12 protein-coding genes and 1 tRNA gene are annotated in these 16,511 nt (G+C 70.8%); 9 read left to right on the top strand and 4 right to left on the bottom strand.

Annotated elements, in window-relative coordinates:
* Positions 1-64 precede the first annotated feature (64 nt).
* From glgX to AC07RV_RS41850, 5 genes are all read left to right on the top strand, one after another.
* Positions 65-2,209 carry a glycogen debranching protein GlgX gene (gene glgX, locus AC07RV_RS41870; RefSeq protein ID WP_296788894.1) on the top strand — a complete coding sequence of 715 codons (2,145 nt, stop codon included), beginning with the start codon at positions 65-67 and terminating at the stop codon, positions 2,207-2,209.
* Positions 2,206-4,080 carry a malto-oligosyltrehalose trehalohydrolase gene (gene treZ / locus AC07RV_RS41865; protein ID WP_296788895.1) on the top strand — a complete coding sequence of 625 codons (1,875 nt, stop codon included), beginning with the start codon at positions 2,206-2,208 and terminating at the stop codon, positions 4,078-4,080. Before glgX ends, treZ begins: the two co-directional genes overlap by 4 nt.
* The gene (locus AC07RV_RS41860) at positions 4,070-9,220 is read left to right on the top strand and encodes a malto-oligosyltrehalose synthase (protein WP_296788896.1); all 5,151 of its coding nucleotides are present in this window, start codon (positions 4,070-4,072) and stop codon (positions 9,218-9,220) included. Before treZ ends, AC07RV_RS41860 begins: the two co-directional genes overlap by 11 nt.
* A 105-nt stretch (positions 9,221-9,325) precedes the next feature.
* Complete coding sequence (locus AC07RV_RS41855; protein WP_296788897.1) at positions 9,326-9,793, top strand: response regulator; 468 nt, start codon at positions 9,326-9,328, stop codon at positions 9,791-9,793.
* A gap of 125 nt (positions 9,794-9,918) precedes the next feature.
* A complete protein-coding gene (locus AC07RV_RS41850; RefSeq protein ID WP_296788899.1) occupies positions 9,919-10,899 on the top strand; it encodes a ferritin-like domain-containing protein in 981 nt (326 codons plus the stop codon).
* A 65-nt stretch (positions 10,900-10,964) separates the two neighbouring features.
* Here the strand turns inward: AC07RV_RS41850 and AC07RV_RS41845 are convergent, their stop codons facing one another.
* Positions 10,965-11,405, bottom strand: a complete 441-nt coding sequence (locus AC07RV_RS41845) for a beta/gamma crystallin domain-containing protein (protein WP_057593223.1) — start codon at positions 11,403-11,405, stop codon at positions 10,965-10,967.
* A gap of 237 nt (positions 11,406-11,642) precedes the next feature.
* Here AC07RV_RS41845 and AC07RV_RS41840 point away from each other — a divergent pair, with 237 nt between their 5' ends.
* The 3 genes from AC07RV_RS41840 to AC07RV_RS41830 all read left to right on the top strand — a co-directional run bounded on the left by AC07RV_RS41840 (position 11,643) and on the right by AC07RV_RS41830 (position 13,751).
* The gene (locus tag AC07RV_RS41840) at positions 11,643-12,119 is read left to right on the top strand and encodes a MarR family winged helix-turn-helix transcriptional regulator (protein ID WP_296788901.1); all 477 of its coding nucleotides are present in this window, start codon (positions 11,643-11,645) and stop codon (positions 12,117-12,119) included.
* Positions 12,120-12,252: 133 nt separating this feature from the next.
* The gene (locus tag AC07RV_RS41835; RefSeq protein WP_296788902.1) at positions 12,253-13,233 is read left to right on the top strand and encodes an alpha/beta fold hydrolase; all 981 of its coding nucleotides are present in this window, start codon (positions 12,253-12,255) and stop codon (positions 13,231-13,233) included.
* An 89-nt stretch (positions 13,234-13,322) separates the two neighbouring features.
* Positions 13,323-13,751: a DUF1810 domain-containing protein gene (locus AC07RV_RS41830; protein WP_296788904.1), complete on the top strand. Its 429-nt coding sequence runs from the start codon at positions 13,323-13,325 to the stop codon at positions 13,749-13,751.
* 1 nt (position 13,752) lies between these two features.
* Here the strand turns inward: AC07RV_RS41830 and chrA are convergent, their stop codons facing one another.
* The gene (gene chrA, locus AC07RV_RS41825) at positions 13,753-14,997 is read right to left on the bottom strand and encodes a chromate efflux transporter (protein WP_296788906.1); all 1,245 of its coding nucleotides are present in this window, start codon (positions 14,995-14,997) and stop codon (positions 13,753-13,755) included.
* Between the two features lie 260 nt (positions 14,998-15,257).
* On the opposite strand from chrA, the gene AC07RV_RS41820 reads away from it, so the two are divergent.
* Complete coding sequence (locus AC07RV_RS41820; protein WP_093353745.1) at positions 15,258-15,548, top strand: hypothetical protein; 291 nt, start codon at positions 15,258-15,260, stop codon at positions 15,546-15,548.
* 84 nt (positions 15,549-15,632) lie between these two features.
* Here AC07RV_RS41820 and AC07RV_RS41815 read toward each other — a convergent pair.
* A tRNA-Phe gene (locus AC07RV_RS41815) sits at positions 15,633-15,708 on the bottom strand.
* 80 nt (positions 15,709-15,788) lie between these two features.
* Positions 15,789-16,490, bottom strand: a complete 702-nt coding sequence (locus tag AC07RV_RS41810; protein WP_057596622.1) for a response regulator — start codon at positions 16,488-16,490, stop codon at positions 15,789-15,791.
* Between the last annotated feature and the right edge of the window lie 21 nt (positions 16,491-16,511).

The following is a 16,511-nucleotide window of genomic DNA, read 5'->3' as shown; positions in this document are numbered from 1 at the left end:
CCATCGGCACTTCGACCTTTTTCGTGTTTCCCGACCCCGACCGATTCCTCGCATTGACCCATTCATGAAGAAGGCCACCTACAGCCCCATTTCCGCCGTCTGGCCCGGCGAGCCCTATCCGCGCGGCGCAACCTGGGACGGCCAGGGCGTGAACTTCGCGCTGTTCACGCAGCATGCGCACAAGGTCGAGCTGTGCCTGTTCGACGAGAGCGGCCGGCGCGAGCTGCAGCGCATCGAGCTGCGCGACCGCACCGACGACGTGTGGCACTGCTACCTGCCCGAGGCGCGCCCCGGCCTGGCCTACGGCTACCGCGTGCACGGCCCCTACAAGCCCGAGGAGGGCCACCGCTTCAACCCGAACAAGCTGCTGGTCGACCCCTATGCGAAGGACCTCGTGGGTTCGCTGCGCTGGGGCGACGCGCTCTACGGCTACACCGTGGGCGGCCGGCGCGAGGACCTGTCCTTCGACCGCCGCGACAGCGCGCCGCTGATGCCCAAGAGCCGCGTGCTCGAGACCGCCTTCACCTGGGGCGAGGACCGCCGGCCGTCGATCCCCTGGCAGGACATGGTGATCTACGAGCTGCACGTGCGCGGCTTCACGATGCAGCATCCCGAGGTGCCGCCGCAGCTGCGCGGCACCTACGCGGGCCTGGGCTGCGCGCCGGTGATCGACCACCTGCGGCGCCTGGGCGTGACCACGGTCGAGCTGCTGCCGGTGCACGGCTTCCTCAACGACCGCCACCTGGCCGAGCGCGGCCTGCAGAACTACTGGGGCTACAACACGCTGACCTACTTCGCGCCCGAGATGCGCTACAGCGCCTCGGGCAAGGTCAAGGAATTCAAGACCCTGGTGAAGACGCTGCACTCGGCCGGCATCGAGGTGATCCTCGACGTGGTCTACAACCACAGCTGCGAGGGCAACCAGCTCGGGCCCACGCTGTCGATGCGCGGCGTGGACAACGCCTCCTACTACATCCTCAACGGCGACCAGCGCCGCTACTACGACGACTTCACGGGCTGCGGCAACACCGTCAACCTCGAGCATCCGCGCGCGCTGCAGCTGGTGATGGACTCGCTGCGCTACTGGGTCGAGGAGATGCATGTCGACGGCTTCCGCTTCGACCTGGCCTCGGCGCTGGCGCGCGAGTCGGGCCGGGTCGAGAACCTCGGCGGCTTCTTCGACGCGATCCGGCAGGACCCGACCCTGAGCCGCGTGAAGCTGATCGCGGAGCCCTGGGACCTGGGCCACGGCGGCTACCAGGTCGGCAACTTCCCGCTAGGCTGGGCCGAGTGGAACGACCGCTACCGCGACGGCATGCGCGGCTTCTGGAAGGGCGACGCAGGCGTCACCGGCGAGATGGCGCAGCGCCTCACGGGCTCGCAGGACCTCTACGGCTGGTCGGGCAAGCGGCCGTTCGCGAGCATCAACTTCGTGACCGCGCACGACGGCTTCAACCTCGAAGACCTGGTCTCCTACAACGACAAGCACAACGAGGCCAACGGCGAAGAGAACCGCGACGGCAGCAACCACAACGTGTCGTGGAACTGCGGCGCCGAGGGCCCGACCGACGATGCCGAAGTGAACGCGCTGCGCGCGCGGCAGAAGCGCAACCTGCTGGCCACCCTGCTGCTGTCGCAAGGCGTGCCGATGCTGCTGGCGGGCGACGAGCGCGGCCACAGCCAGAACGGCAACAACAACGCCTACTGCCAGGACAACGCGCTGAGCTGGATCGACTGGAGCGACACGCCCGAACGCACCGCGCTCACGCGCTTCGTGCAGCGCGCCATCGCGCTGCGGCGCCGGCATCCGGCGTTCCGCCGCCGCAGCTTCTTCGAGGGCCGCGTGCCCGAGGGGCAGTCGGCCAAGGACATCTGCTGGCTGCGCCCCGACGGCGACGAGATGAGCTCCGAGGACTGGAACACCGACCATGTGCGCTGCCTCGCGGCGCTGGTCTCGGGCAGCGCCCTGCCCGACCGCGGGCCGCGCGGCGAGACGCTGCGCGACGACGACTTCCTGCTGCTGCTCAACGCGCACCACGACGCGATCCCGTTCCAGCTGCCGCCGAGCGCGGCGCCCTGGCGCGTGCTGCTCGACACCACGACGGACGATGGCGCCGGCGAGGCAGGCAAGCTGGAGGGCGCCACCTATGCGCTGCCGAGCCGCTCGCTGGTGCTGCTGGGCCGAGAGAACACGGGAGCTTCCGAATGAACGATGCCATCCTCACGCAGCCGCGCACGCACGCGATGCCCTTCGGCGCCTTGCCGAATCCCGCCGGCGGCGTCGACTTCCGCTTCTGGGCGCCCGATGCGCCGCAGGTGCAGCTCGAGCTCGGCACCGAGGCGCACGCCATGGCGCGCGATGCCGAGGGCTGGCACCGGCTGCGGCTCGCGCAGGCGCGCGCCGGCGACCGCTACCGCTTCCGCATGCCCGACGGGCAGCAGGTGCCCGACCCGGCCTCGCGCTTCAACCCCGACGACGTGCACGGCCCGAGCGAGGTGATCGACCCCGCCGCCTACGCCTGGCGCGACGGCGGCTGGCGCGGCCGGCCCTGGTCCGAGGCCGTGATCTACGAACTGCACGTGGGCAGCTTCACGCCCGAGGGCACCTTCGACGCCACGCGCGCGCGGCTGCCCGAGCTCGCGGCGCTGGGCATCACGGCCATCGAGCTGATGCCGCTGGCGGACTTCCCGGGCCGGCGCGGCTGGGGCTACGACGGCGTGCTGCCCTTCGCGCCCGATGCCATCTACGGCCGGCCCGAGGCGCTCAAGGCTCTGATCGACGAGGCCCACGCGCTCGGCATGATGGTGCTGGTCGACGTGGTCTACAACCACTTCGGCCCCGAAGGCAACTACCTGCATGCCTGCTGCCCGCAGTTCTTCAACGACGCGCACCGCACGCCCTGGGGCGCCGCGATCAACTACGACGGGCCCGGCAGCGCGACCGTGCGCGACTTCTTCATCCACAACGCGCTCTACTGGGTCGAGGAGTTCCATGCCGACGGCCTGCGCATGGACGCGGTGCATGCGATCCGCGACGACTCGCCGGTGGGCATCGTGCAGGCCATCTGCGATGCGCTGCGCGAAGGCCCGGGCCGCACGCGCGAAGTGCACGTGGTGCTCGAGGAAGACCGCAACCTTGCGCATCTGCTCGAGCGCGACGCGCAGGGCCGGCCACGCATCGCCACCGCGCAATGGAACGACGACCTGCACCATGCGGCGCACGTGCTCTTGACCGGCGAGCGCGACGGCTACTACGCCGACTATGCGCAGCAGCCGCTCGAACTGTTCGCGCGCGCGCTGGCCGAGGGCTTCGTCTACCAGGGCCAGGCCTCGGTGTTCCGCGAGGGCGAGACGCGCGGCGAGCCGAGCGCCAACCTGCCCTCGGGCGCCTTCGTGTCCTACCTGCAGACGCACGACCAGGTCGGCAACCGCGCCTTCGGCGAACGCATCGATGCGCTGGCCGACCCGGTGCTGGTGCGCGCCGCGCGCGCCTGCCTGCTGCTGTCGCCGCACACGCCGATGCTGTTCATGGGCGAGGAGTACGCGGCCGCCACGCCCTTCCCCTACTTCTGCGACTTCGGGCCCGAGCTCGCGGCTGCGGTGTCGCAGGGCCGGCGCGACGAGTTCGGCCGCTTCGCCGCCTTCGCCGACGAGGCCGCGCGCGCGGCGATCCCCGACTGCAACGCGCCCGAGAGCTTCGCGCTCGCCAAGCTCGACTGGAGCGAACGCGAGCGCTCGCCGCATCGCGAGAACCTCGAGGGCGTGCGGCAGCTGCTGCAGCTGCGCCGCGAGCGGCTGGTGCCGCACTTCGGCGGCCGCCAGCACGGCGGCGACTACGACGTCGAGGACGACCTGCTGCGCGTGCGCTGGACGCTGTCGGACGGCACGGTGCTGCACCTGCTGGCCTGCTTCGGCGAGCACCAGCATGCGGTCGACGCGCCACCGGGCGAGACGCTGCATTCGGTCGGCGCGCTCGGCGAGGCGGTGGATGCCGCGAGCGCACCCGACGAACATCCGCAACGGCTGCGCCTCGCGCGCGGCGCGGTGCATCTGAGCCTGCAGGTGTCCGATGTCGAGTGAATCCCGCGAGCCCCCCACGATCGAGGCGCTGTGCGCGCGCTTCGGCATCGACACCCGCTACCACGACGTCTTCGGCACCGAGCACCAGGCGCCGCGCGCCACGCTGCGCGCGCTGTTGTCGACCTTCGGCGTGGCCTGGCGCGGCGACGACGACGACACGCCGGCCGCGGTGCCGCCCGAGGCCGGCGCCGTGCTGCCCGCGGTGCACGTGGTGCGCGCCGAGCAGGCGCCGTGGTCGCTGACGCTCGATCCTGCCGTCCTGCCACCTTCGGCCGATGGCCGTCACCTTTGGCACCTGCGCGACGAATACGGCGAGCCCAGCACGGGCGATGCGCGGATCGAGGCCGATGGCACGCTGAGCTTCGACGTCGAGCTGCAGCCCGGCTACCACCGCCTGTCGATCGAAGGCGCCGAAGGCGAGACGCTGCTGATCGCGACACCGGGGCGCTGCTACCGGCCGCCCTCGCTCGCGCCGGAAGGCGGCGGCCGCGCCTGGGGTCTCGCGGTGCAGCTGCCCGCGCTGCGCTCGCGGCGCAACTGGGGCATCGGCGACTTCGGCGATCTCTCGGAGCTGGCCGCGCGCATGGCGCCGCTGGGCGTGGATGCGATCGGCCTCAATCCGCTGCATGCGCTGTTCGCCCACAACCCGCTGCATGCGAGCCCCTACAGCCCCTCGACGCGGCAACAGATCGACGCGCTCTACATCGCGGTGGAAGCAGTGCCCGACTTCGCCGAATGCGAGGAGGCGCGGCGCATGGTCGCCGAGCCCGCGTTCCAGACCCGGCTGAAGGCGCTGCGCGCCGCGCCGCTGGTCGACCGCGCGGGCGTGGCGCAGGCCAAGCACGAGGTGCTGCGCTGCCTGTTCGCGCACTTCGAACGCGCGCACCTGGGCCCCGACACCGAGCCCGGCAGCGACCGCGCGCGCATCTTCCGCTCCTTCGTGGCCGATCGCGGCGAGGCGCTGCACCGCCATGCGCTGTTCGAGGCGCTGCAGGCGCATTTCCATGCCGCCGATGCCTCGGTGCATGGCTGGACCGGCTGGCCCGAGGCCTACCGCGACCCGGCCTCGGAGGCGGTGACGCAGTTCGAGCGCACGCATGCGAGCGAGCTGCACTTCCACCAGTACCTGCAGTGGCTGGCCTCGATGCAGCTGGCGGAGGCCGGGGCGCGCTGCCGCGCGCTCGGCATGCGCGTGGGCCTGTACCTCGACCTCGCGATCTCGGTCGACCGCGCGGGCTCGGACGCCTGGGGCGGCCAGTCGGTGTTCGCGCTCGGCGCGAGCGTGGGCGCGCCGCCCGACGAGTTCAATCCCCAGGGCCAGGGCTGGGGCCTGCCGCCGCTGCGCGCCGACCGGCTGCGCACGAGCGGCTACCGGCTGTTCGCCGACACGCTGCGCGCCAACATGCGCCATGGCGGCGCGCTGCGCATCGACCATGTGATGGGACTGATGCGGCTGTTCTGGATTCCCGAGGGCAGCTCGCCGCGCGATGGCGCCTACGTGCAGTACCCGCTCGAGGAGATGCTCGCGATCCTCACGCTCGAGAGCCACCGCCACCGCTGCATGGTGATCGGCGAGGACCTGGGCACGGTGGCGCCGCGCGTGCGCGAGGCGCTGGCCCGGGCCGACGTGCTGTCGTACCGCGTGCTCGTCTTCGAGACGCGCGGCAGCGAGTTCCTGCCGCCCGCAGACTACCCGGGCGCGGCGCTCGCGACCTTCGGCACGCACGACCTCGCGACGCTGGCCGGCTGGTGGTCGGGCCATGACCTGCGGCTGCGCGCGCAGCTCGGGCTGTTCCCCTCGCAGGAACTGTTCGAACAGCAGCAGGCCGACCGCGCGGCACAGCGCGTGGGCCTCCTGCGCGCGCTGCATCGGCAGGGCCTGCTGTCGGCCGAGCAGATGGCCGCGGCCGCCACGGCCACGCAGCCCGATGCCGCGCTGACGGCCGCCGTGCATGCCTACATCGCTGCCACGCCCTGCACGCTGGCGATGGTGCAGCCCGAGGACCTGCTGGGCACGCTCGACCAGGCGAACCTGCCAGGCACCACCGACGAGCTGCAGCCCAACTGGCGGCGCAAGCTCGAGGCCGAGCTCGAGACCCTGGCCACGCGCGAGACGGTGCGCGCGGTGGCGGCGCGGCTGGCCGTCGAACGGCCGCGTGCGAGCCCCACGCAGGACACCGGGCAGCGCGTGCCCGCGGCGCGCATTCCGCGCGCCACCTACCGACTGCAGCTGCACCGCGACTTCGGCTTCGATGCCGCGGCGGCGATCGTGCCCTACCTCGCGCGGCTGGGCATCAGCCATGTCTACTGCTCGCCGATCCAGCGCGCGCGCGCCGGCAGCATGCACGGCTACGACGTGGTCGCGCACGACCAGATCAATCCCGAGCTCGGCGGGGCCGAGGGCTTCGAGCGCTTCACGCGCACCTTGCATGCGCAGGGCCTGGGGCTGCTGCTCGACATGGTGCCCAACCACATGGGCGTGTTCGGCGCCGACAACGGTTGGTGGATGGACGTGCTCGAGCACGGACCGGCCTCGGTCTATGCGCAGCACTTCGACATCGACTGGGAGCCGCTGAACCCGGAGCTGCGCGGCAAGGTTCTGCTGCCGGTGCTCGGCGTGCCCTACGGCGAGGCGCTCGCCGAGGGCGCGCTGGTGCTGCACTTCGAGCGCGGCGAAGGCACGGCACGCGGCGAGGCCGGCTTCGCGCTGCGCTACTACGAGCACCGCTTCCCGATCGCGCCGCGCAGCCATGCCACGGTGCTGGCGCGCGCCGCCGAACGGCTCGCGGAAGGACCGCGCGCGCGGCTGCTGGCGCTGGCCGAGGCCTGGGCGCAATGGCCGGTGCACGATGCCAGCGCCGACGATGCGCCCGCGGCCGACTCGGCCGTGCGCGAGGCGCGCTCGCGCGAGCATGCGCTGCTGAAGGCGCGGCTGGGCGAACTCGCCGATGCGCATGCCGAGGTGGCGCAGGCGCTGGCGCAGGCCACGGCCGCCTTCAACGACGGCGCCGCGCGCGATGCGCTGCATGCGCTGATCGAGGCCCAGCACTGGCGCCTGACCTACTGGCGCGTGGCGGCCGACGAGATCAACTACCGGCGCTTCTTCGACATCAACGACCTCGCGGCACTGCGCATGGAGCGCGACGAGGTGTTCGAGGCCACGCAGTCGCTGGCGCTGGACCTCGCGGCGCAGGGCATCGTCGACGGGCTGCGCATCGACCATCCCGACGGCCTGCACGATCCGGCGCGCTACTTCCGCCAGCTGCAGGAAGGCTATGCGCGCCGCGCCGGCCTGCCGCTGGCCGGCGACGATGCACAGGGCCGCCCGGCGCGGCCGCTGTACGTGGTGGCCGAGAAGATCGTGGCGCGCGGCGAGGAGGTGCCCGAGGACTGGCACGTGCACGGCACCACCGGCTACCGCTTTGCGAACGTGGCCAACGGCGTGCTGATCGACACCGCCGCCGCCGGGCGCTTCGCGGTGCTGTGGCATCGCTTCACCGGATCGCCCGCGCACTTCGAGGCCCATGTGCGCGACGGCAAGGCGGCCGTGATGCGCCATGCGCTGGCCTCGGAACTCTCGGTGCTGTCGAACGCGCTGCTGCGCATCGCGCGCGCCGACCGCGACACGCGCGACCACACGCTCAACACGCTGCGCCGCGCGCTCGCGGCGGTGGTGGCCTGCCTGCCGGTCTACCGCAGCTACATCGTCGACGTGCCCTCGGCGCAGGACCGCCGCTTCATCGACGAAGCGGTGGCCGCGGCCGAGCGGCACTTCGGCGACGGCGACACCTCGGTCTACGAGTTCCTGCGCCAGACCCTGAGCGGCGAGGCCGTGCCCACGGCCGGCGCCGCGCTGCGCGACCGGGTGCGGCGCTTCGCGGTGCGCTTCCAGCAGTTCAGCGCGCCGGTGGCGGCCAAGGGCGTGGAAGACACGGCCTTCTACCGCTACTTTCCGCTCGCCGCGCTCAACGAGGTGGGCGGCGATCCCGACGTGTTCGGCGTCGACGTGGAGGACTTCCACGCGGCGAGCGCCGACCGCGCCGCGCGCTGGCCGCACACCATGCTCGCGACCTCGACGCACGACAACAAGCGCTCGGAGGACGTGCGCACGCGCATCGACGTGCTGTCGGAGATCCCGCGCGAATGGCGCGCCGCGCTGATGCGCTGGCGCCGGCTGCAGCAGCCGCTGCGCGAGCGCATGGCCGCCGAGGGCGCGCCGGCCGATGCGCCCTCGGGCGCCGACCTCTACCTGCTGTGCCAGACGCTGGTCGGCACGCTGCCCGCCGAAGGGCTCGAAGGCGAGGCGCTGGCCGACTACAGCGAACGCATCGTGCAGTACATGCACAAGGCCGCGCGCGAAGCCAAGCTGCGCACCGCGTGGACCCGGCCCGACGCGGGCTACGAAGATGCGCTGCGGCGCTTCGTGGAACTGACGCTCGATGCGGCGCAGCCGGCCGCGTGGTGGACGGACCTGCGGGCCTTCGCGTCGCGCATCGCGCTGTTCGGCGCCTGGAACAGCCTCTCGCTGACGCTGCTGAAGTTCGCCTCGCCGGGCGTGCCCGACGTCTACCAGGGCACCGAGCTGATGCCGCTGACACTGGTGGACCCCGACAACCGACGCGCCGTGGACTATGCGTGCCGCGAAGACCTGCTCGAGGACTTCGAGCAGCGCGCGGCGGGCGCGCGCTCCGCCGAGAGCGTGGAGGCGTTCGCGCGCGCGCCGCACGACGGCCGCGCCAAGCTCTGGTTTGCCTGGCGACTGCTGGCGCTGCGCCGCGCGCAGGATGCGTTCTTTCGCGATGCCGACTACCGCGGGCTGCGCGTCGAAGGACCGCTCGCGCGACACGTGGTCGCGTTCGAGCGGCGCCACGAGGGACGCACGCTGGTGGTGGTGGCCGCGCGCTTCTTCGCGGGGCTGTGCGGCGGCATGGCCGACGAGGCCGCGCCGGAGCTGCCGGTGGGCGAGGCCTGGCGCGGCACGCGGGTATGGCTGTCCGATGAAGGCACGACCGATGCGCGGGCGGGCTTCAGCGAGCTGCTGACCGATGCGCCGTTCGAATCGGGCAGCGAGGTCGATCTCGCGCTGCTGTTCGCACGCCTGCCATGGGCCGCGCTGTGGCGCGGCGCGCCGGGCGACTGAGCCGCGCGCGGCGGCGCGGTCCTACGCGCTGTCGCGACGAAGGGCGCCTCGTGGGGCGGCGGCGTGGCCCCACAGTGCCAGCACACCGCTCCACGCCCCTTTGCCATGCCCACCGCATCCGCCACGACCCGCCGCGCGCGCCCGCCGCGCGGCCCGCTCTCCATCTTCATGGTGGAGGACGAGCCGCTGGTGCAGGACAGCCTGCGCGTGGTGCTCGGCGGCTTCCTCGGTGCCGAGGTGGTGGGCTCGGCCCACAGCGAGACCGAGGCGATCTCGTGGCTGCAGGCGCACGACGATGCCTGGCGGCTCGCGGTGGTGGACCTGTTCCTGCAGCAGGGCACCGGCCTGGGCGTGCTGTCGTGGCTCGCGCCGATGAAGAACGGCCGCACGGTGATCGCGCTGACCAACGCGGCCACGCGCGCGAACCGCGCGCAGTGCCTGCAGCTCGGCGCCGACGCGGTGTTCGACAAGTCCGAAGAGATCAACGAGTTCCTGAGCTTCTGCGAGAGCAGGTCGACGGGTTTGCCGGCGGCGCAGCCCACGGCCACGTCGCGCGCGACCGGACGCGCCTGAGCGGCGCGCGCCACCGCCTACAGCGATGCAGGCGGCGCACCGACGATGCGCGGCCGGTGCGGTCCCAGGATGAAGTTTCTTTCCCCACTTCATCCACCGACCTTACTCACCGAAAGGAGTCAGACATGGCCAAGGAAAAGCATCTGCTCGACACGAACAACAACCTGCACCGCGACCCGATCACCGGCGAGCCCGGCTCGCACCCGGTGGGCACCGGCGTCGGCGCCACCGGTGGCGCGCTCGCGGGCGCGGCGGTCGGCGCGGTCGGCGGCCCCGCGGGCGCGGCGGCCGGCCTGATCGCGGGTGCCGTGCTCGGCGGCATGGGCGGCAAGGCCGTCGCCGAACGCGTGAACCCGAGCGTGGAACGCGAGCACTGGGCCTCGGCCTACGAACGCGAGCCTTACTACGAGGCCGGCCGCAGCTTCGACGACTACGCACCGGCCTACGAACTGGGCTGGAGCGGACGTGCCGCGGGCCATGACGAGTTCGCGTCCGTCGAGCCCTCGCTCGCGCGCGAATGGGAAGCGCGCCGCGGTGCTTCGACGCTCGACTGGACGCGCGCCCGGCCCGCGTCGCAGGCCGCGTGGGAGCGGGCCGACCGTCTCTACTACAGCGACGAGGACAGCGCGATTCCCGCGGTGGATGGAATTCCGCTGGCCAACGACGACGTGGTCGACGTGATCAACGACCTGCTCGAAACCAGCCGCGACGGCGAATACGGCTTCCGTGTCTGCGCCGAGGAGGTCGATGACGCGCAACTCAAGCGCGTGTTCGCGGCGCGCGCCGTCGAATGCGCCGATGCGGCGGCGCAGTTGGTGCGCGTCGTGGAGTCCTATGGCGGCCAGCCGGCCGCGGGCGGCACGGCCAGCGGCGCCATGCATCGCGGCTGGGTGCATGTGAAGGGCGCGGTCGGCGCCAACAGCAAGCTGTCGATCCTCGAGGAATGCGAGCGCGGCGAAGATACGGCCGTAGCGCGCTACCGGAAGGCGCTCAAGCAGATGCTGCCGGCGGGCGTGCGCGAGATCGTCGCGACGCAGGCACGCGGGGCGCAGCGCAACCATGACCAGATCCGCGACCTGCGCAACGCGGAGCGCGCGGCGCGTTGACCGCGGCGTCATGAACGAGAAAGAGCCCGGCATGCCGGGCTCTTTTTTTGGGGGCCGCGTGGCGATTACTTGCAGTTGAGCTTCATCGCCTCGATGCGCCCGCCGAAGCCGAGCCGGCTGATCAGCCCGCCTTCTCGGCTGTTGGCCGGGAAGCTCACGGTGCGGTCGCGGAACATCGCGTGCTGGTAGACCTCGAGCGTGGCGCGCGGGCCCACGGTCACGCTGTCGATGTCGCGCTGCAGTTGCCGCGCCGTGCCCTTGTCGAGGCTTTGCAGGGTGGCCGGACCGACCAGCGTCACGACGTCGCCCTGGAAGTCGCGCTTCGAATAGAACTGGGCCCAGCAGCCGGAGCCGTGCGCCGGGTCTTCGACGCGCAGCGGCACGAGCAGCACGGTGGGCTCGGCCTGGTTGTCGACGGCCGAGACCTTGGGCGTGCCGGTGGAACAGGCGCCGAGCGCGAGCGCGGCGGCGAGGCCCAGGGGCCAGAGGGTGCGAGAAGTCTTCATGATGGATGCAAAGGCTGGGATCGGGGAATGGCGCCGGCGGGCGGATCGAGGATCCGCCTGGCTCGAAGGAGGCCGAAGGCCTGCGCCGCGAAGCTTCAAGATAGCGGTCGAACGGCGCGAGGCCGTAGGAGAAAGGCGCGCGGCGCCGTCGCAGGCGGGCGTGCCTTTCTCCTACGGCATCGCACCTCGGCAATAAACCGCTTGCAATTGAATCGCATGCGATCTAATATTCGGCCCATGCCAGCCAAGAAAGCCGCCACCGCCCAGCCTGTCGCCCCCAGTGCCGACAAGCTCACGCTGGACGAGCAGCTGTGCTTCTCCGTCTACTCGACCATGTTGAGCCTCAACAAGGTCTACCGCGGCCTGCTGCGCGATCTCGATCTCACCTACCTGCAGTACCTCGTGATGCTGGTGCTGTGGGAGCGCGACGGCCTCAACGTGTCCGAGATCTGCACCCGCCTCTCGCTCGAGACCACCACGCTCACGCCCCTGCTCAAGCGGCTCGAGGCCCGCGGCCTCATCACGCGGGCACGCTCGGCACTCGACGAGCGCCAGGTCATCGTGTCGCTCACGGCCGAGGGGCGCGCGCTGCGCACCAAGGCCAAGGCCATCCCGGCCTGCGTCGCGCAGGCGATGGAGCTGTCGAGCGACGAGATCGACGGCCTGCGCCAACAACTGCAGACGCTGCGCGCCAGCCTCGACAGGAACGCATGACCACTCCACTCCCTCGCGAGGCAGTCCTTGCCGGCTGCCTTTTTTCAAGGCATTTATATCGCATGCGATATTCATTCATACGCTAGTTCTCCCGTCCACCCGTTCCCTCCCCTCCAGCCAAAAGGAAATCACCATGTCCTCGAACCAGACCACCTCTTCTTCCACCACGCGCCGCAGCCTGCTGACCGGCAGTGCCGCCACGCTCGCGACCGGTGCCCTCGTCGGCGCGGGCCTCGCGCGCAACGCCGAGGCCGCCCCCGCGCGCGCGGTCAAGGGCCAGCGCAGCTCGGGCAACACCATCGTCACCAAGGACGGCACGCAGCTCTACTTCAAGGACTGGGGCAGCGGGCAGCCCGTGGTCTTCAGCCATGGCTGGCCGCTGAATTCCGACAGCTGGGAATCGCAGATGCTGTTCCTCGCCTCGCAGGGCTTCCGCGCCGTGGCGCACGACCGCCGCGGCCATGGCCGCTCGAGCCAGCCGTGGAACGGCAACGACATGGACACCTACGCCGACGACCTCGCCACCGTCATCGAGACGCTGGACCTGAAGAACGTGGTGCTGGTCGGCTTCTCGACCGGCGGCGGCGAAGTCGCGCGCTACATCGGCCGCCATGGCACGAAGCGCGTGGCCAAGGCCGCGCTGATCTCGGCCGTACCGCCGCTGATGCTCAAGACGGCCGCCAACCCCGGTGGCCTGCCGATCGAGGTGTTCGACGGCCTGCGCGCGGCGCAGCTCGCGAACCGTTCGCAGTTCTACAAGGACGTGCCCTCGGGTCCCTTCTTCGGCTTCAACCGGCCCGGTGCCAAGCCCTCGCAGGGCCTGATCGATTCGTGGTGGGCGCAGGGCATGCAAGGGGGCCACAAGAACACCTACGACTCGATCAAGGCCTTCTCGGAAACCGACTTCACCGAGGACCTGAAGAAGTTCGACGTGCCCACGCTGATCGTGCACGGCGACGACGACCAGATCGTGCCGATCGGCGCCGCCGGCCTGGCCTCGGCCAAGCTCGTGAAGAACAACAAGCTGATCGTCTATCCCGGCGCGCCGCACGGCCTGACCGACACGCACAAGGACCGTTTCAACGCGGACCTGCTCGCGTTCATCAAGTCCTGAGCGGGACATCCGGCGCGCGGGCTTGACGCGCGCGCCGGGCTTGCGTCTGATGCGGGCATGCACATGCCGCATCCACCAAGGACCTCGAGATGACATCGACCCCCTGGGACCTCGAACGCTTCGTGAGCGCGCAGGACCCGGTGTACGCCGAGGTCTGCGCCGAACTCGCCGCGGGGCGCAAGCGCAGCCACTGGATCTGGTTCGTGTTCCCGCAGCTCGCGGCGCTGGGACGCAGCTCGACGGCGCGCTTCTTCGGGCTCGAGGGCATAGCTGAGGCGGCGGCCTATTGGGCGCATCCGGTGCTCTCGCAACGGTTGCGGCAGTGCACGCAGCTCGTGCTCGACGTGCAGGGCAAGAGCGCGCACCAGATCTTCGGCTCTCCCGACGATCTGAAGCTGTGTTCGTGCATGACGCTGTTCGAGGTCGCCGCGCGCGGCGAGCCGGTCTTCGGCGAGGTGCTCGCGCGCTACTACGGCGGGGTGCGCGACGAAGCGACGCTCGCGCTGCTCGGCGCCTGATTCAGAGCGCCATCAACCCGCCGGCGACAGCCGCCAGCGCGACCACCAGCACCGGCGACATGCGCGCCCAGACCAGCAACCCGAAGGCCGCGAGCGCCAACCCGAAATCGGCGCGCGTGTGGATGGCGCTGGTCCACACCGGGTCGTAGAGCGCCGCCACCAGCACGCCGACCACGGCCGCGTTGACGCCGGCCATCGCGCGCTGCACGCCATCGCGCTGGCGCAGCGTCTCCCAGAACGGCAGCGCACCCGCCACCAGCAGGAACGCGGGCAGGAAGATCGCGAGCAGCAAGGCCAGTCCACCGAGCCAGCCACCGAAGGGGCCGGGCATGACGGCGCCGAGGAATGCGGCGAAGGTGAACAAGGGGCCCGGCACCGCCTGCGCGGCGCCGTAGCCCGCGAGAAAGACATCGTTCGACACCAGCCCGCTCGGCACCACCCCGGCCTGCAGCAGAGGGAGCACGACGTGCCCGCCGCCGAACACCAGAGCACCGGCCCGGTAGAAGTCGGCAACGACGGCAAGCCCTGGCGAGTGCCATGCGGCGGCCACGAAGGGCAGCGCCACGAGCAGCACGACGAACAGCCCGAGCAGCACGGCGCCGGTCGTCTTGCCCACGCCGTAGTCCCGATGCCGGGCCGCGGGCAGAGGGACCAGCTGCAGTGCCCATCGGCCCACCACGCCACCCGCGGCGATGGCCGCGAGCTGCCCCCATGCCGAAGGCACCGCGAGCACCAGCAGCGCCGCGACGATGGCCACGCCCGCGCGCAAGCGATCGGGACACAAGGTCCTGGCCATGCCCCAGACCGCCTGCGCGACCACGGCCACCGCGACCACCTTCAGCCCATGCACGGCGCCCGACTGCGAGAGCGCGGACCACTGCGTGACGCCGGCCGCGAACAGCACGAGCGCCACGGCCGAAGGCAGCGTGAACCCGATCCACGCCGCGATCGCCCCACCCCAGCCCGCGCGCCCCAGCCCGAGCGCGATGCCCACCTGGCTGCTCGCGGGCCCGGGCAGGAACTGGCACAGCGCCACCAGGTCCGAGTAGCTCCTGTCGTCGAGCCAGCCGCGGCGTTCGACGAAGGCCGCGCGGAAGTAGCCCAGATGGGCCACCGGGCCGCCGAAGGAGCTGAGGCCGAGCTGGAGGAAGGCGAGAAAGACCTCGAGCACCGAGCCGCGTGCGCGGGCGGTGTCGTGGCCTTCATCGACGGAAGGGCCTGGGTCGGATTGCTGCTGCGGGTTCATGGGGCGGCGCGGCAGTATCGGTCACGCCCATGAAAGTTCGACCGGCCCCGCATCGACAAGATGTCTCCCAGATCGATCGCCAGAATCCATCCGCCCACCTCTCCTCCTCCCTCGGGTGGGCTTCCTCCCTGGTCCCATGCGAGTACGGACCATTCGGCCCGCCTCGTGCGGGCTTTTTTTCGGCCCGCGTTCCACCGCCCTTTTCAGACGTCAATGCGCGCGCGACAACGCCAACCGGATTCCGTAGGCAAAATCCAGGCATGCGAAACGTAGAGGGACTGTCGGACCGAGAACTCGAGGAGCAGGCACGCGTCTGGCGCAAGCGCGCGCTCGAGGGCGAGCTGCACGCCAGGGGCACGGCCCATCTGCTCGAGACCGAGGCCCGGCGCCGTGTTGGCCTCGCGCGCTTCGACCCCGATGCCCTCGACCTGCGCTCGCTGGCGGACCGGCAGTTTCTGCCGCACCAGGGGCTGGGCGGCAGGCTGCTCAAGGCCGGCATGCTCGCCGCGGGGATCACGCTGATTCTGCTGCTGCTCGTGGCCTATCGCTGAGCGGGCCCGCTCCCGCTGGCGCGCTCGAACCAACGCCCAAAGCAAAAGGCGCTGCAACTCGAAAAGTTGCAGCGCCTCGCAATTTGGTGGCCTGGGGCGGAATCGAACCACCGACACGCGGATTTTCAATCCGCTGCTCTACCAACTGAGCTACCGGGCCTGGTAGACACCTCACCGAATCACCGGGAGAACCGGCTTTGAGGCCTGTTCAACCACCGTGCTGCGGTGTGGAGCCTGCGATTATACAGCGCTTCTGCGGCCTCGCGAAAGATCCACACCAAGTTGTTTGAGCTTTCGGTACAGATGGGTGCGCTCGAGGCCGGTCTTTTCGGCCACGCGGGTCATCGAACCGTTCTCCATCGCGAGGTGGAACTCGAAGTAGGCCTTCTCGAAACCGTCTCGCGCATCGCGCAGCGGACGATCGAGATCGAAGCTCTGCGTGGATTGCGGGCCCTGGTCGGGCACGGGCACCGACGCGAGCGACGCCATCAGCAGGCTGTCGCCGGTGGTGGTGATGGCGCTCGGCTGGCCATGGCCGGTGGGCGTGGGCACGACACCGGCCGCGGCGCGGCGTGCGCTCTCGCGCGCGAGTCCCTGCTCGACGGCCTTCAGCAGCTTCTGCAGGGTGATGGGCTTTTCGAGGAACGCGAAGGCACCGATGCGCGTGGCATCGACGGCGGTGTCGATGGTGGCGTGGCCGCTCATCATGATGACGGGCATCGTGAGCAGGCCCGCGGTGGACCACTCCTTGAGCAAGGTCACGCCATCGGTGTCGGGCATCCAGATGTCGAGCAGCACGAGATCGGGACGCGCACGCTGACGCGCGGCACGTGCCTCGGCCGCGTTCTCCGCGAGTTCGACGTTGTGGCCTTCGTCATTGAGAATTTCGAAGAGCAGGTCCCTGATGCCCAGCTCGTCATCGACCACGAGAATGTTTGCCATGAGTGCTGCTTGTTGTATGCG

The sequence above is a fragment of the Variovorax sp. GW821-FHT09B01 genome (genome assembly GCF_059418345.1).
Note: the sequence above shows the minus strand (reverse complement) of the source record. Positions and strands in the feature narration are given on the sequence as shown.

Excerpts from the sequence above, each read along its gene's own strand:
- glgX (WP_296788894.1), top strand. The coding sequence starts at position 65 with ATGAAGAAGGCCACCTACAGCCCCATTTCCGCCGTCTGGCCCGGCGAG.
- treZ (WP_296788895.1), top strand. The coding sequence starts at position 2,206 with ATGAACGATGCCATCCTCACGCAGCCGCGCACGCACGCGATGCCCTTC.
- AC07RV_RS41860 (WP_296788896.1), top strand. The coding sequence starts at position 4,070 with ATGTCGAGTGAATCCCGCGAGCCCCCCACGATCGAGGCGCTGTGCGCG.
- AC07RV_RS41855 (WP_296788897.1), top strand. The coding sequence starts at position 9,326 with ATGCCCACCGCATCCGCCACGACCCGCCGCGCGCGCCCGCCGCGCGGC.
- AC07RV_RS41850 (WP_296788899.1), top strand. The coding sequence starts at position 9,919 with ATGGCCAAGGAAAAGCATCTGCTCGACACGAACAACAACCTGCACCGC.
- AC07RV_RS41845 (WP_057593223.1), bottom strand. The coding sequence starts at position 11,405 with ATGAAGACTTCTCGCACCCTCTGGCCCCTGGGCCTCGCCGCCGCGCTC.
- AC07RV_RS41840 (WP_296788901.1), top strand. The coding sequence starts at position 11,643 with ATGCCAGCCAAGAAAGCCGCCACCGCCCAGCCTGTCGCCCCCAGTGCC.
- AC07RV_RS41835 (WP_296788902.1), top strand. The coding sequence starts at position 12,253 with ATGTCCTCGAACCAGACCACCTCTTCTTCCACCACGCGCCGCAGCCTG.
- AC07RV_RS41830 (WP_296788904.1), top strand. The coding sequence starts at position 13,323 with ATGACATCGACCCCCTGGGACCTCGAACGCTTCGTGAGCGCGCAGGAC.
- chrA (WP_296788906.1), bottom strand. The coding sequence starts at position 14,997 with ATGAACCCGCAGCAGCAATCCGACCCAGGCCCTTCCGTCGATGAAGGC.
- AC07RV_RS41820 (WP_093353745.1), top strand. The coding sequence starts at position 15,258 with ATGCGAAACGTAGAGGGACTGTCGGACCGAGAACTCGAGGAGCAGGCA.
- AC07RV_RS41810 (WP_057596622.1), bottom strand. The coding sequence starts at position 16,490 with ATGGCAAACATTCTCGTGGTCGATGACGAGCTGGGCATCAGGGACCTG.